The organism is Streptomyces sediminimaris (genome assembly GCF_047049295.1).
Taxonomy (GTDB): Bacteria; Actinomycetota; Actinomycetes; order Streptomycetales; family Streptomycetaceae; genus Streptomyces; species Streptomyces sediminimaris.
This window is the reverse complement of sequence record NZ_JBJWOT010000003.1, coordinates 58,982-71,551: the sequence shown is the minus strand read 5'-3', so window position 1 is coordinate 71,551 and position 12,570 is coordinate 58,982. Positions and strand designations below refer to the sequence as shown.

The following is a 12,570-nucleotide window of genomic DNA, read 5'->3' as shown; positions in this document are numbered from 1 at the left end:
TGATCTTGGCCGCGTCCGGGTTGCTCAAGGAGCCCCTGGCGGACGAGTCGGCCCAGGCGGGAGCGGGTGACGTTGAGCGAAGCCCGTCCGTGGGCAGGCCAAGGTGTTCGTGCAGATCGCGGACGCGGAACACTTTCCCAGGATGCTCGTTGAACGCGGTCACGATGCGCTGGTAGACGGTGGAGTTCTCCGCGGCGGCGGGTTCGTGGCCGGGCGTGGTGAGGCCGTCGATGACCTTGCGGGTGGCGGCCAGTTCGACCAGGCGGGCCTCGGTCTAGGCCAGAGCGGTGGTGAACTGTTCGATCCGTTCGCGCAGTTGGTCGGCGCGGGCGGCGGTCTCGTCGTCCTCGGCCTGCAGCAGCCGCAGGAGTTCGTGGATGTTCACGCGGCCAGCTCCACCTCGTGCCGTGCCGCACTGCGGGAACCGCGGAAAGACATTCCGGGTGTCGCAATTCGTATGGGGGCATGGTCGCCCTTCGGTGGATCGAGCGCAGCGGTGGTCGACGACTTTCACCGGCTTCGCGGCGTGTTCCTCGACAGCTTCGGCACCGACTGCTCGGCGTCCGGCCGCGTCGGCACGTCCGGGCAGGAGGACCTCTTCGGTCCCGCGGATGAAGGCCTCGATGCCGAGACCGAGTTGGCGGGTGCCGTAGGTGCCGAGGCCGCGTTCGACGATGCGGGGGAGATTCTCGAACGTGCCGGGATCGCGGCCCCTTCAACATGCGCCGCTCCTACGCAAAGGCCCGCGAGGAGGACATCCTGGCCACCTGCGCCCTGATCCCGCCGCAGGTCAACCGCGCGGTGGCCGGCACCCAGCAGGCTGGAGGCGAGCTCGCCGCGCGTCAAGGGGGACGACAGCGCCATCGCCGTCCGCGGCGCCCGGATGCTCGCCACCATCGCGCCCTCGCCGACGAGATGCTCCTCTTCCCCTCGACCGTGCGGCGCGGCACCCCCGAGGACAGGCCGTACTCGTACGCCTTCGCCATCGCCGTCCAGACTCCCGGGCTGCGCCACATCGCCCGCGAGCCGCTGGACCACGACCGGCCGACCCACGACCACCCGCTCTTCTCCCGCTTCGAGGAGTCGGACTGCGTCGTCGTCTTCGACAACGTGTACCTGCCCTACGGGAGGGTCTTCGCGCTCGGTGACGCGGAACTGTGCAACGGCTTCTACGCGCGGACCAATTCGGTCCACCACATGACCCACCAGGTCGTGACCCGCACGATCCCCAGGACCGAGTGCCTCCTCGGCCTGGTGCCGCTGCCGGTCGAGGCCATCGGCATCGAGCAGTTCCAGCACGTCCAGGAGGACATCGCCGGGGTCATCGTCACCGTGGAGCTGCTGCGCGCCTCCCTGCGCGCCGCCGAGGCCGGTGCCGAGGTCAACGAGTACGGGGTGCTGACCCCGGCCTTCGCGCCGGTGACTGCCGCCCGCAACCTCTGCCCGAAGCTGTACCGGCGCTTCCCGCAGGTCCTGCGCAAGCTCGGCGCCTGGGGTCTGATGGCCACTCCGACCGAGTCCGACATCAACGGCCCGGGCCGCCGCCGGCATCGAGGCGCACCTCCACCGCGACCCTGACCGGCCCGGAGCGCGTGAAGCTGTTCCGGCTCGTCGGGGACGCCTGCGTCTCCGCCTTCTCCAGCCGCCAGGCGCTGTATGAGTACTACTTCTTCGGCGATCCGGTGCGGATGGGCGCTCCCCGGGGCGGGTGAGGATCGTCGTTTCCGGCGCTGCCGGGCGCCGCTCGGCGTTAGCCTGCTCGGATGGACAGCGGTACGCCCCTGAGTCTTCCCCTCGAACCGTTCCTCGCCTGGGCGGAACACCGCGGCACCCCGCTCGATCCGCGTGCGGCCGATGCCGTGACCGGGCTGCTCGCGCTGAGCACCGAGCACCGTAGGACCGGCCTGCCCGAGCCGACCGAGCACCTCGCCGAGGAGCTGTTGCACATCCTGCTGCCGCTGTACGCGGGTGCCGCACCGGCCGAGCTGCCGAGCTATGTGGACGTGCTGCTCGCGCTCGTCGACCACACCCGTGAGAAGGGCTGGCTGAACGCCAAGCGGCAGGCGCGCCTGGTGGCCCGGGTGCGGGAGCTGGCCGACGGCTTCACCGAGGCGATGACCGCTCCCGGACGCACCACGTGGCCACGGCTGTACGCCGGGCTGATGCGTGCCGAGGGCGTGGACACCGGGGACGCGGACGCCGTATGCGGATGGCTGGAGTCGTTCGCCGCCCGTCCGCCGGCCGAACGCGCGGCGGCACTCGGTTTCTCGGCCCGCGCGACGGCGGGCGGCCCGGCGGCCTCGGGGGCCTGGAAACAGGCACTGGCGGGAGAGCGCACCCGCCGGGCCCGCTCCGAGCTCGCCGCCCGGCTGCACCTCGTGGCCCTGGACGAGCGTGACCGGTCCCACCCCGGCCAGGGCCCGCTGCTCCCGGGCGCCCCGCTGGGGGCGCCGGACGGGACGCACCGGGAGGAGGACTGGTACGAGACGCAGGCGGCGGTGGTCTCGGACCGGTGGACGGCTGCCGGGCTCGACGCCCTGACGCGCGGACCGTTCGCCCACCTGGCCCCCGGCGGCCGGCACCCCGCGCCGCTGCTCGGCGTGGCCGCCTCCCTCGCCCAGGAGCACCTGGAGTGCTTCGGCCCGGATCCCGACCCGCTGGCCCCGGTCCCGCTGCCGGAGTCCCTCGATGCGCTGGCCGGCGCGCTGCGCGCGGCACCGCTCGTACAGTCGCTCACGGCAGCCCTGGACAGCCCGGAAACAGCCGACGAACCGCTCGTCCGGCTCGCGCTGGCCGTCGGCCTGCTGCTGGAGTCCCCCGATACGCCGGACGGCGCGCTCATCGAGGGACCGGCCGCCGTCGTCCTGCGCGAAGGGGCGCCGGGAGAACTGGCCGGACTCGGCCTTGATCTCCTCGGCTCCCTCCTGGCCCAGCTGGCCGAGGACGAGGAGACCGCGGAGGAGTACCGCGGCGAGCATCTCTCCAAGCTCTACTTCCTCTATCAGGAGGCGGGGACCGCGCAGTCGGTGGCCCGCCAGGCCGCGCTGCAGGACGCGTGGATCGTCCCGCCTTCGTACGCCCCCGCCACCGCTGTCCGTACCCCGGCCTCGGGCCCGTACGAACTCCCGGACCCCGAGACCCTCTCCGCGCTCACCGGGCTGCCTGGCCTGACCGAGGACGACCGCGCCGAACTGAGGCCCGTCGCCGCCGTCCTGGCCCGCGTCATCGACCGGTTGGCCGGCCTCGGCGTCACCGAGCGCACCGGCGACGTCTTCACCCTCACCCCGCTCGGCCACGCCCTGCTCCGCGAGGGCCTGCTCCTCGGCACCGCGAGCCTGCCGGACGTCGACCCCGACATCTTCCCGACCGAGGAAGCGGTACGGGCCTGGGACGGGGGCCGGCTGGTGGCCGCCGCCCAGTGGTGGCCGTCAGGTGCGGCCCGCAAGACGCTCGGCGACTGGCTGTCCGGTCGCGGCGCCGACGGCTGGTCCGAGCTCCTCGCCGCGCTCGCCGACACCCCCGCAGGGCCGGACGCGGCCCGTCGGCGTGCCCTGCTCGGCCTGCTCGACGCGGCGGCCGCCCCGGTGCCGGCCTGGGAGACCCTGCTCGACGACCCCGCACTGGGAGAATACGCCGCGCACACCCTGCGCGCTCTCGGCCACCGGGCCGACTTCACCCGGGTACCCGAGGCCGCCCGCGCGACGTATCTGGCCGACCGGTTCGAGGAGATCCGCCTGGCCGCCGCCCGCACCCGTCGCATGGCGGTCCGCCCCGACGCGGCGGGTGACGGGGACGGCGGGGGAGCGCAGCCGCCGAAACGAAACGCCGCGCTGTGCGCCGCTTTCGACGAGGCTGCGGCCGGGTGGCCCGGAGGCGGCCAGGCCCTGGTCGCGGCTCTGGCGGTCGCCGATCCGTACGCCACACCGCCAGTCCTCGAGGAGCTTTCCGGTCATCACGACGCGACAGTGGCCGAGCAGGCGCGGCGTGCTCTGCATGCCCTGCGGGCCGAGGCGCACGCCAGGCCCACCGGCCGGGCGAAGGGCGCGAAGACGGCCTCGCGAGGCAGGCCGCAGGCCGGGAAACGGTCGAAGAAGAAGCGCAGGAGGCACTGATTCCGCACGGTCGGTGTCGGTGGACGCCTCCGCAGGAGCCGGACCGGCGTCGGCTCTGATCCGTACCGCGGATATCACCCGCACACGCGTGGGGTGGTCTTACCACGCCTCGGACCGCGTCGACGAGCCCGGAACACGGAAGCCGTGGATTCGCGACGGCTCCGCCGTGGCAGACCTCCGACGTTCCACGCGCCTTCGGTTGTCGGTGCTGTTGGATAGCGTGTGTGCCGTGCGCTACTTCAACACGGCAGGGCCGTGCCTCCCCACGCGCCACTACATGCTGTCGGCCCAGGAGCGGCTGCCGCAGGCCCGCGAGATCGTGGACCAGGGCCAGTACTTCGTGGTGCACGCGCCCCGGCAGACCGGCAAGACCACGGTGCTGGCGGCGATGGCCCGGGACCTGACGGCCTCGGGCCGGTACGCGGCGCTGCGTTTCTCCTGCGAGATGGCCGAGGCCGCGGATCAGGACATCGAGCGGGCGGAGCTGCTGGTGCTGAGCGCGATCCGGCAGTCCGCCGAGGCGGCCGGGCTGCCGGACGAGCTGGCTCCCCCGAGCCCGTGGCCGGATGACGCGCCCGGGGCCCGGCTCAAGCGGGGGCTGATGGAGTGGACGCGGAGCTGTCCGCGTCCGCTGGTGCTGGTCTTCGACGAGATCGACGCGCTGCAGGGGCAGAGTCTGCGCAGTGTGCTGCGTCAGATGCGGGACGGCTATACCGACGTACGCGATCAGTTCCCGCACGCGCTGGCATTGTGCGGGCTGCGGGACGTGCGTGACTACAAGGCGGCCTCGGGCGGGGATGCGGGCAGGCTGGGGACGTCGAGTCCGTTCAACATCAAGGTCGCTTCGCTGCGGTTGGGTGACTTCACCGAGGCCGAGGTCGCCGAGCTGTACGGGCAGCACACCACGGAGACCGGTCAGGAGTTCACCCTGGACGCGGTCCGGCGCGCCTTTTGGTGCACGCAGGGCCAGCCCTGGCTGGTCAACGCGCTGGCTTATGAGATCACCAGTCGGATGCGGGTTCCGCTGTCAGAGCCGGTCACGGCCGAGCACGTGGACGAGGCGAAGGAGCGGCTGATCCTGGCCCGGGCGACGCATCTGGACTCGCTGGCCGCGCGCCTGGGCGAGGACCGGGTGCGCCGGATCGTCCAGCCGTTGATCGCCGGTGAGCTGCTGCTGCCGACGGACACCTACGACGACGACCTGGCGTACGTGCGCGACCTGGGGCTGGTCGCTCCGGACGCGCCGGTGCGGGTGGCCAACCCGATCTACAAGGAAGTCACGGGTACCGATCGACGCCACCACCAGCGGCGTCGACCACTTCATCCCCGGCATCGGCATCGACCCCACCACCTCCGGCACGACGGCCAAGATCGGCCTCTACTACTACTTCTACCCGAACGCCAACTGCACCACCTCCACCTGCCAGCTGGGGGTCGGCTACATCTCCTCCGCCAACGGCGGCAGCACCTGGAGCGCCCCGGCCACGGTCGCCGGAGCCATGTCCCTGTCACAGATCGCCGGCTCCACCCAGGGCAGCATGGTCGGCGACTACATCTCCACCTCCGTCGTCAGCGGCAAGGCGGTCTGCGTCTTCGCCGTCGGCAAGGCCCCGACCAACGGGCAAGCCTTCGACGAAGCCCTCTACACCGCCGGCCCGCTCGCCGTCACCGGCGGCAGCGCACGCTCCACGACCCACGGCGCGGCGACCGTCCCCGCACCGCACCTCGCCGGGCCGCTATCGATCCGGCACTGATCTGAGAAAGCCCATGGTGCGCTCCGGCGGGGACGCCGGGGCGCACCTTTGTGGATGAGGACCCCAACGATGGGCACGGGAACCGGACGCCGCGCCAGGACGTCATCGCGGTATGCAGGGCCCGCGTGGCCGTGGTCCGGGGGCCGCCGTCGTTGCGGCCGCCCGCCGTCTGACCGCCTGCGAAAGCAGCGGCAGCAGCCCACACGCCGACTCCAGGCCACCGCGTCCTTCCGCCGGCCCGCACGCCACGACGCCGTCGGCAAGCAGCACGGGGGCAGCAGGTGATCCAGCCTCGTCCTCCACGTCGCCCTCGGCGACAGCACCCATCGGACACCCTCGCCGAGGGGCACAGCCACGCCCCCTGCTGCGGCCTCCGCCGTCGTCGGGCTGCCTGGAAGGCCCCGCCACGGTCACCCACAGCGCCGCGCACGCCTGCGTCCCTGTCGTAGGGGTGCGCTGCGGTACGACGGTGACCGTCGTACCGCGGCCGCGCGCCCTGGGCAACAGGGGAGTTGGAGCGAATGCGGAAGGACGTCCACGATCCTTACTGCCACGCTGTCTACGACGTGGTGGCCTGGCTCACGGGTCGCTGACAGGCGGAGAGAAGTGCGAGTGCCCGGTTGTCGTGACCGGCCGCCATGTCGTCCAGCCAGAGTTCGTATCAGGCGTTGAAGTCGGGTGTCGGCGAGAGGTCAGGGACCCAGAACCCATCGGAGCTGCCCGTGAGGGTGCGCCCGGTCAGCGGTCCCGTGAGTCCCAGCAGTATCACGTCACTGCATCCTGATCGCCACGTAGAGGCAAGGTGGCTGCGGCGTTCACCAGTGCAGCGCCACATTGATCTTGCGAGGGCATGTGCCACGCCGTCAGCGGGGACACGTGCTGGTGACGGCGGAGGGTGATGCGTCAGTTCTTGACGAGCACGGTCGCAAGGGTGGAGAGCGCGGAGTTGACCTGGGCTGCGTCGAAGGCTGCGGGGTCGAACTGGTCGGCGGAGTCGAGGCCTAGCCATTCCAGGCGGTCCTCGTGTTCTTCGTGGCGGGGGTCGGCGAGGATTTCGATGAGGTAGTCGTATCCCCAGATGCCGCCGCAGTCCTCGGGCGGACAGGCCCGGCGGCCGGTGAGGCATCGGGGGTAGGCGGTGCCGGCCTCCGGTGGGGTGACGTCCTCGATGAGGATGTCGTGTTCCCAGTCGTCGCCGAAGTCGTAGGTGTAGCGGAGCCGGTCGCCGGTGTGGGGTGCCACCTGGCGGAGCTGCTTGGAGGCGGCGCTGCGGATGCCCAGGTCGCGGTCGGCGGCGCCGTATCGGTCCCGGCCGGTCTCGAAGGCCCACATGTGGTAGTCCTCCCAGCCGAAGGCGGCCTGGATGACGTCGTGCAGCTCGCGCAAGGTGATGTCTGACGGTACCTCCAGGCGGCGCCAGATCGCAGGCCGGGAGTCCTGCAAGGTGATTTTGAACTTGTGCACTGTCTGGCCCGGTGCCGTCTGCGGGGTCTTCGCGCTCTTGCCGTTCGCCATGGCAGCCATCTTGCCACCCATACCCCGCCTTGCCCTGGTGGTACGTGCCAGGCTGCCCCCAGCAATGCTCAATGCGATTCACGGATTCGAGGGGGTGGGGTGAGTGCCGGTAGCAAGTTCGTTCCGGGCGGCCTGAGATGGTGAGCAGTACAAAGCGCTGGAGGAGTTGGCGGGGTCACGGACCGCGCCGCTGGGCCGGGTGCAGCGGGCCCGGGCCGCACTGGCCTATGCGCTCGGTGGCGCGATTGCAGCCATCGCCCGCGCCCTTGGCGTGCATCTGGACACCGTGCGCCGCTGGCGCAAGCGGTTCCCACCGACGGCCTGGCCGCGCTGGGGGATCGGGCGCGGCCTGAGCGCTCCCGCAGACAGCCCCGCGAGGAGGCCCTGCGTATCGCCGGAGACTGCGACGTGGGCCTGGACCGGCGACGCGGTCCTCGACACCCGTCTCGAATACTCCGCGAAAAGGCCTGGAGCTCGGGGCACTCGGCATCCCGGCCGTGCTCAACCGCAACCCCCGGGCACGAAGCGCTGCCCGGCGCCGACTACCCGCCGTACGTCCCGGGCTCGCGTCCCTGACGCACGCCGTGGAAGCCGTCGCCCGGGCACCAGGCCATCCCCGGGCGCGCCGTCGCGCGGCTAAGCGCTGCCGGGAGGCCGCACGGCGCCACACGCTGGACGCGGTGGCGGCCCGCTGGCGCGCCCCTCTCGTCCGCGCCCCCGCCGTGTCCGGCCGCTCCCGCCCGCTGTGGGGGAGGACGGGAGGGCATGGCCTCCGATGCCGTGCACAGCGCGAAGAAACAGCAAGCCACAGATTCCCGACCGAACCCTGTGCCGCGTAGCGGCGCAGCAACGATCGAGAAGGCCGGAATCCTTTGGGCTTCAGGGCGAGGAGCAGGTCAAGAGGGACGCGACCCACTACCTGCACACGGCTCCGTCCTCGTGGCAAGGGGCCCTCGGTCCTGTTTCGCGGCCCGCGTCGCCCCATACCCGACAGGACGGGGAGAGAAGAATTCCGGAGAGGGCCGACCGACGGTTGGGCAACCTTCATCCAGGCAGGTGACACTGTGACGCACCGGGCACGTGAACAAGACGCCATCCGCGCGGTCGTGGACCGCCTCATCAACGCCTTCCGCGCGACACGCAGCCCCGCTGAGATCGAAACAGCCGTGGCAGAGGCCCATCAGGCGTTCACGGACCGGCCTGTACGCGACTTCATTCCGGTGCTGGTCGAGCGCCGAGCGCGGAGCGTTCTCGGTCATCAGCCACCTACCGCAAACGGCCCCACAGGGAGCTGACTCGCTTTCATTCCGGCAGAGACGCAAGTGCGGCCAGGAGCCTGCGGCGCACCCCGCACTCCTCCGCTCTCGCACAGCCGGTCGGAAGCGCCGCCGGTCTGTAGGATCCGTCGGCGGGTGCCGTGGGCCGCGCCCGCGGCCCTCGTGGGCTACCGCTGGGGCAGTCGCGGCCGCCCCTGCGCTACAACGGCAGGAGGAAGGGCCTGCAACCGGGCTCGGACAGCGAGACGGTCAGTTGGCCGAGACCGGCAGCGGGCCCGGGGCGGAACGTCCAGGCCAGGGATTCGGCGGTATCTGTTCCACCGATGCAGCCGCTGGAGAGTCGGTAGGGGGTTCCCGCCCCGTCCGACCGGGCCAGAACGGGAAGGTGCCGGGTTTCCGGACCGGATGCGTCGTCGGCCGGCGCCCGATGCCCAGGTTTTCGGCAGCTGGACGGCTCGCACGTGCACCCGGTCGGGCCACAGTTCGACCCGAGCTGTCGATGGTCAGCAGCAGGTGCATCGGTGTCCCGCAGGTCTGGCAGTCCATGGGGTACGGGTCGGTCTTGTGCCAGGAGGCGAAGCCGCCGACGCGCCACCCGGGCGGGATGGACAGGTCGTGTTGGTAGCCGACCAGATCGGCCGCGTTCTCGTCGGTCGACTGATCGGCCTGCTCTTCCTGGGCTTCGTCCCAGGCACCGAGCCGGGCGCACAGCTCCTGGGGCAGGAGGCCGGCGAGGGGTGACTGACCACCTGCTCCGGGTGCACTGTGAAGGGCTCGGGCACGAACCCGTCGGACCCGACGACGGGCGGTTGTGGGGGTGTGGTGAGTACTTCTCCGACTTCCCACGACTGCCGCCAGCGCAGGTTCAGCTCCAGGTCGTATCGGCTCGGGCCGTGCGCGTGGAAAGGACACCAAGACCTCGGCGAGTGGACGGCTGGGGATCGCCGTCAACAGCAGTCCCAGCCCGCCCTCGCCGACGCCGGGACGCTCAGGCCGCTGCACGACCCTCGGCACTTCACGCCCGTCGGCGTGGCCGACGTCCCTGCGGCCGTGGAGACCGGTGCCGCCCGGGGCAGGATTGTGAGCGACGTCGGCCGAAGTGCGGCGCGACTGGGTGCGGACAACGGCACGGTCGCCCCGGCGACCTCCAGGGGAGCCGTGCCGTTGTGCCGGCGGTGCCGCTGGTCCAAGCGCGTGAACGGTACGGCAACGCCGGCTTCTCAATGGGCCGCGTGGTGCGGGGACGCGTGGCCGGTCGGCACGGTGAGCGTTGCCGCGGCGGCGGTGCCGGCGGTGGTGCAGGGGGTGCTGTTGAGGGTGAACGCGCCGGGTGCGGTGTTGGTGCCGGTGTAGGTGCCGTTGAAGCCGATCGTGGTGGAGGCGCCGGTGGGCAGGGAGGCGTTCCAGCCGGCGTCCTTGACGGTGACGGTGTCCGCCATCTGCGACCAGGTGCCGTTCCAGCCCTGTGTGACCTTCTGGTCGCCGGCGAACGTGAAGCCGAGCTGCCAGCCGTTGACCGGGGCCGCACGGTTGGTGACCTTGATGGTCGCGGTGAAGCCGGTGCCCCAGTCGTTGCCGACCTGGTAGGCGATGGTGCAACTGCTCGTCGTGGCCTGGCTGGTGGTGACCTGTACCGGATTCGAAGGCGGCGAGCCACGGCCGGCCGTGTCGGTGGCCACTACGCGGAACGTGTAGGAGGTGGCCGGGGTCAGGCCGGTGAGGCGGGCGGTGGTGGCCGGCGCCGTGACGGTGGCCAGCGGTGCGGTGGTGGCGGGGTCGCCGGAGTAGACGCGGTAGTCGGCCAGCGGCGCGCTTGCCGGGGTGGCGGCCGGCCAGGCCAGGGTGACGTGGTCGGGGCCGATCGCGGAGGCCGTCGGGGTGCCGGGGGCCGAGGGCCCGGTGGTTTGGGCCGATCCCTCGGGGACAACGTACTCGGTGACGGAGTATGCCGGGAACGTGGCGGTGAAGGAGCCCCCGCTCAGCGGCTGGTCGGCCGCGTGCTCGATCGCGGCGGGGTCGGCCTGGCCGTAGCGGTAGACCTGGGCGGCCGCCGGGAGCGTGCTGCCGGAGGTGAGGGTGACCGGAGCGGTCAGGTCGCCGGTGGTCTTGTTGACGACCATGACCGTGGTGGCGTGGTCGGTGCTGCGCTCGGCGGCGTAGACCGACAGCTTGTCCTGGTCGGCACTGGCGGCGTGGACGGCCGTGTCACCGAAGGCGCCGCCCTTGCCGTCGTAGTTGCGGTACATGCGGAACGCGTAGGCACCGGGGTCGGTCGCTTTGGGCGGTGACCACAAGGTGGCCAGGTCCAGTCCCTCGCGTCCGAAGATGCCCAGCACGTCGGCCTCCGCCAGGCCCCCGTCGACCTGGTCGAGGGCGCCCCAGTTGTACTCGGAGATGGCGAGTTTGGTGCCGGGGTAGTTCTGGTCGACCAGCGAGTGCATGCGCGGGATGAACTGGATCGGCTGGTTGATCCAGCTCTCGTCGACGTAGGAGGGGTCCCACAGCTGCCGGGTGGAGCGCAGCCGAAGGGCCTGCGTCGCGGCGTCGTCCGCGCTGCCGGACACACCGGACTGCTGCGGGTAGATGTGCTCGTCGAAGTAGTCCAGGATCCGTCGGCCGTGGGCCTGCTGATATGCCTTCATCTGTTGCAGGTACCAGGGCGCGAACTGCACGCCGCCGTGCGCGGCGCGGTCGGGAGGATCCGACCAGCACCCTCCGCCCTGCTCACTGCACTTCTGCTGGTCGAGCCCGGAGTAGATGAGCGAGTTGAAGCCCCAGCCGACCGGGCCGAGCGTCTGCGCGGACGGGTCGGCGTCCTTGACGGCGGCGGCCGTGGCGTAGGTGCTGTCGCGCAGTTCGTCGTAACCAACCCCGGCCGGGTGCACGTCACGGTGGGTGGCGTGCCACAGGTCCGGCTCGTTGTCCAGGTTGTAGAAACGCACTCCGCCGTTGCCCGCGCCGCCGTAGGTGCGGTCCAGGTACTGCACCCAGCCCTTGACGAAGTCCGCGCCGGCCGGCGTGCTCGTGTCAGCCGGATCATTGCCGGTGATGAGGGTGCCATCGGGCTTCTTGCCGTTGCCGCAGTCCGGGCGCCACTGCGCGTCGCTGCCCTGCTGGGGGCCGTATTTGGCGATGCTGAATCCGCAGCCGTTGTCGCGGCCGGCCGCGGCCCAGCCGGTCATCGGCACGGTCATCAGGGTGTCGGTGCCAGTTCTGCGGTTCTGCTCGACGAACTTGTCGGCCTGCGATCCGTCCGGCAGGGCCGAGGTGTCGTTGTCGTAGTGCAGGTCTTCGAAGTACCAGTCGGATCCCGCGTTGTAGGCGTCGTTCGTGTAGTTGTAGCGGCTGGTCGCGTTGCCGCCCCAGCGGCCCACCGGCAGACGCAGTTCCTTCGCCAACGTCTCTTCGGGGAAGTTCATGCCGTAGATGTGCGGGTCGATGGCATGGCGTCCGGTGGTGGTGTCCACGCTGATCGCCGGGCCGGGCGTGGCCGCGACGGCCGCTGACGACCGTACCGGTGTCGCGTCGGTGGCCTGTGCCGCCCCGGTCCCGGTCAGCATGAGCGCGAACGCCGCAAGGGCAGCGGCTGTGTGTGTCGTAGGCATGGTCTCCTTCTCAACGGCCGGCAGCGCCTACGCAGGGCAGCCCCGGCCGCAGGCGCCAGGACGCCTGCGGGCGGCAGCCGTCGCCGCTGAGCTGCGGCTCAGGTGGGGGGTGGACACGGTCGTGCAGCAGGCTCGTGACCCACCTGGCCGGATGACCGGGCAAGCCGCGACACCGCCCGCAACGGTGAACGGGCCGCTCACGGGAGGAGCCGCTCACCGGGCGGCGGCGCCCCCTCACCTGTGCGTGGACAGTGCGCCGACAGACGAGTGTGGGAGCGCTCCCATTGGGCAGGAGTGTGCTGCTCCC

General features: G+C 71.4%; 10 protein-coding genes. 8 read left to right on the top strand and 2 right to left on the bottom strand.

The features are described 5' to 3' along the window. The first annotated feature begins 109 nt into the window (after positions 1–109). The 5 genes from ACJ9NR_RS39745 to ACJ9NR_RS39725 all read left to right on the top strand — a co-directional run bounded on the left by ACJ9NR_RS39745 (position 110) and on the right by ACJ9NR_RS39725 (position 5,871). Complete coding sequence (locus ACJ9NR_RS39745) at positions 110–778, top strand: hypothetical protein (protein WP_412512789.1); 669 nt, start codon at positions 110–112, stop codon at positions 776–778. Then, positions 721–1,578 (top strand): 4-hydroxyphenylacetate 3-hydroxylase C-terminal domain-containing protein, encoded by an 858-nt coding sequence (locus ACJ9NR_RS39740; RefSeq protein ID WP_412494767.1) that lies wholly within the window; start codon positions 721–723, stop codon positions 1,576–1,578. Before ACJ9NR_RS39745 ends, ACJ9NR_RS39740 begins: the two co-directional genes overlap by 58 nt. A 14-nt stretch (positions 1,579–1,592) precedes the next feature. Next, positions 1,593–1,712, top strand: a complete 120-nt coding sequence (locus tag ACJ9NR_RS39735) for a 4-hydroxyphenylacetate 3-hydroxylase C-terminal domain-containing protein (protein ID WP_412494766.1) — start codon at positions 1,593–1,595, stop codon at positions 1,710–1,712. Positions 1,713–1,763: 51 nt separating this feature from the next. Beyond that, entirely contained in the window at positions 1,764–4,112 is a 2,349-nt protein-coding gene (locus ACJ9NR_RS39730) for a hypothetical protein (RefSeq protein ID WP_412494765.1), read from the top strand. Positions 4,113–4,341: 229 nt separating this feature from the next. Next, on the top strand, positions 4,342–5,871 hold the full coding sequence (locus ACJ9NR_RS39725) for an ATP-binding protein (protein ID WP_412494763.1): 1,530 nt from the start codon (positions 4,342–4,344) through the stop codon (positions 5,869–5,871). Positions 5,872–6,769: 898 nt separating this feature from the next. Here ACJ9NR_RS39725 and ACJ9NR_RS39720 read toward each other — a convergent pair. Then, positions 6,770–7,381, bottom strand: coding sequence for a plasmid pRiA4b ORF-3 family protein (locus ACJ9NR_RS39720; protein ID WP_412494762.1), 612 nt, complete (start codon positions 7,379–7,381; stop codon positions 6,770–6,772). Between the two features lie 199 nt (positions 7,382–7,580). On the opposite strand from ACJ9NR_RS39720, the gene ACJ9NR_RS39715 reads away from it, so the two are divergent. From ACJ9NR_RS39715 to ACJ9NR_RS39705, 3 genes are all read left to right on the top strand, one after another. After that, on the top strand, positions 7,581–8,021 hold the full coding sequence (locus ACJ9NR_RS39715) for a helix-turn-helix domain-containing protein (RefSeq protein ID WP_412494761.1): 441 nt from the start codon (positions 7,581–7,583) through the stop codon (positions 8,019–8,021). A gap of 424 nt (positions 8,022–8,445) precedes the next feature. Further along, positions 8,446–8,676, top strand: a complete 231-nt coding sequence (locus tag ACJ9NR_RS39710; RefSeq protein ID WP_412494760.1) for a three-helix bundle dimerization domain-containing protein — start codon at positions 8,446–8,448, stop codon at positions 8,674–8,676. A gap of 597 nt (positions 8,677–9,273) precedes the next feature. Then, positions 9,274–9,399, top strand: a complete 126-nt coding sequence (locus ACJ9NR_RS39705) for a hypothetical protein (protein ID WP_412494759.1) — start codon at positions 9,274–9,276, stop codon at positions 9,397–9,399. Between the two features lie 479 nt (positions 9,400–9,878). Here ACJ9NR_RS39705 and ACJ9NR_RS39700 read toward each other — a convergent pair whose 3' ends face one another. Beyond that, on the bottom strand, positions 9,879–12,263 hold the full coding sequence (locus ACJ9NR_RS39700) for a glycoside hydrolase family 44 protein (RefSeq protein WP_412494758.1): 2,385 nt from the start codon (positions 12,261–12,263) through the stop codon (positions 9,879–9,881). Positions 12,264–12,570 lie beyond the last annotated feature (307 nt).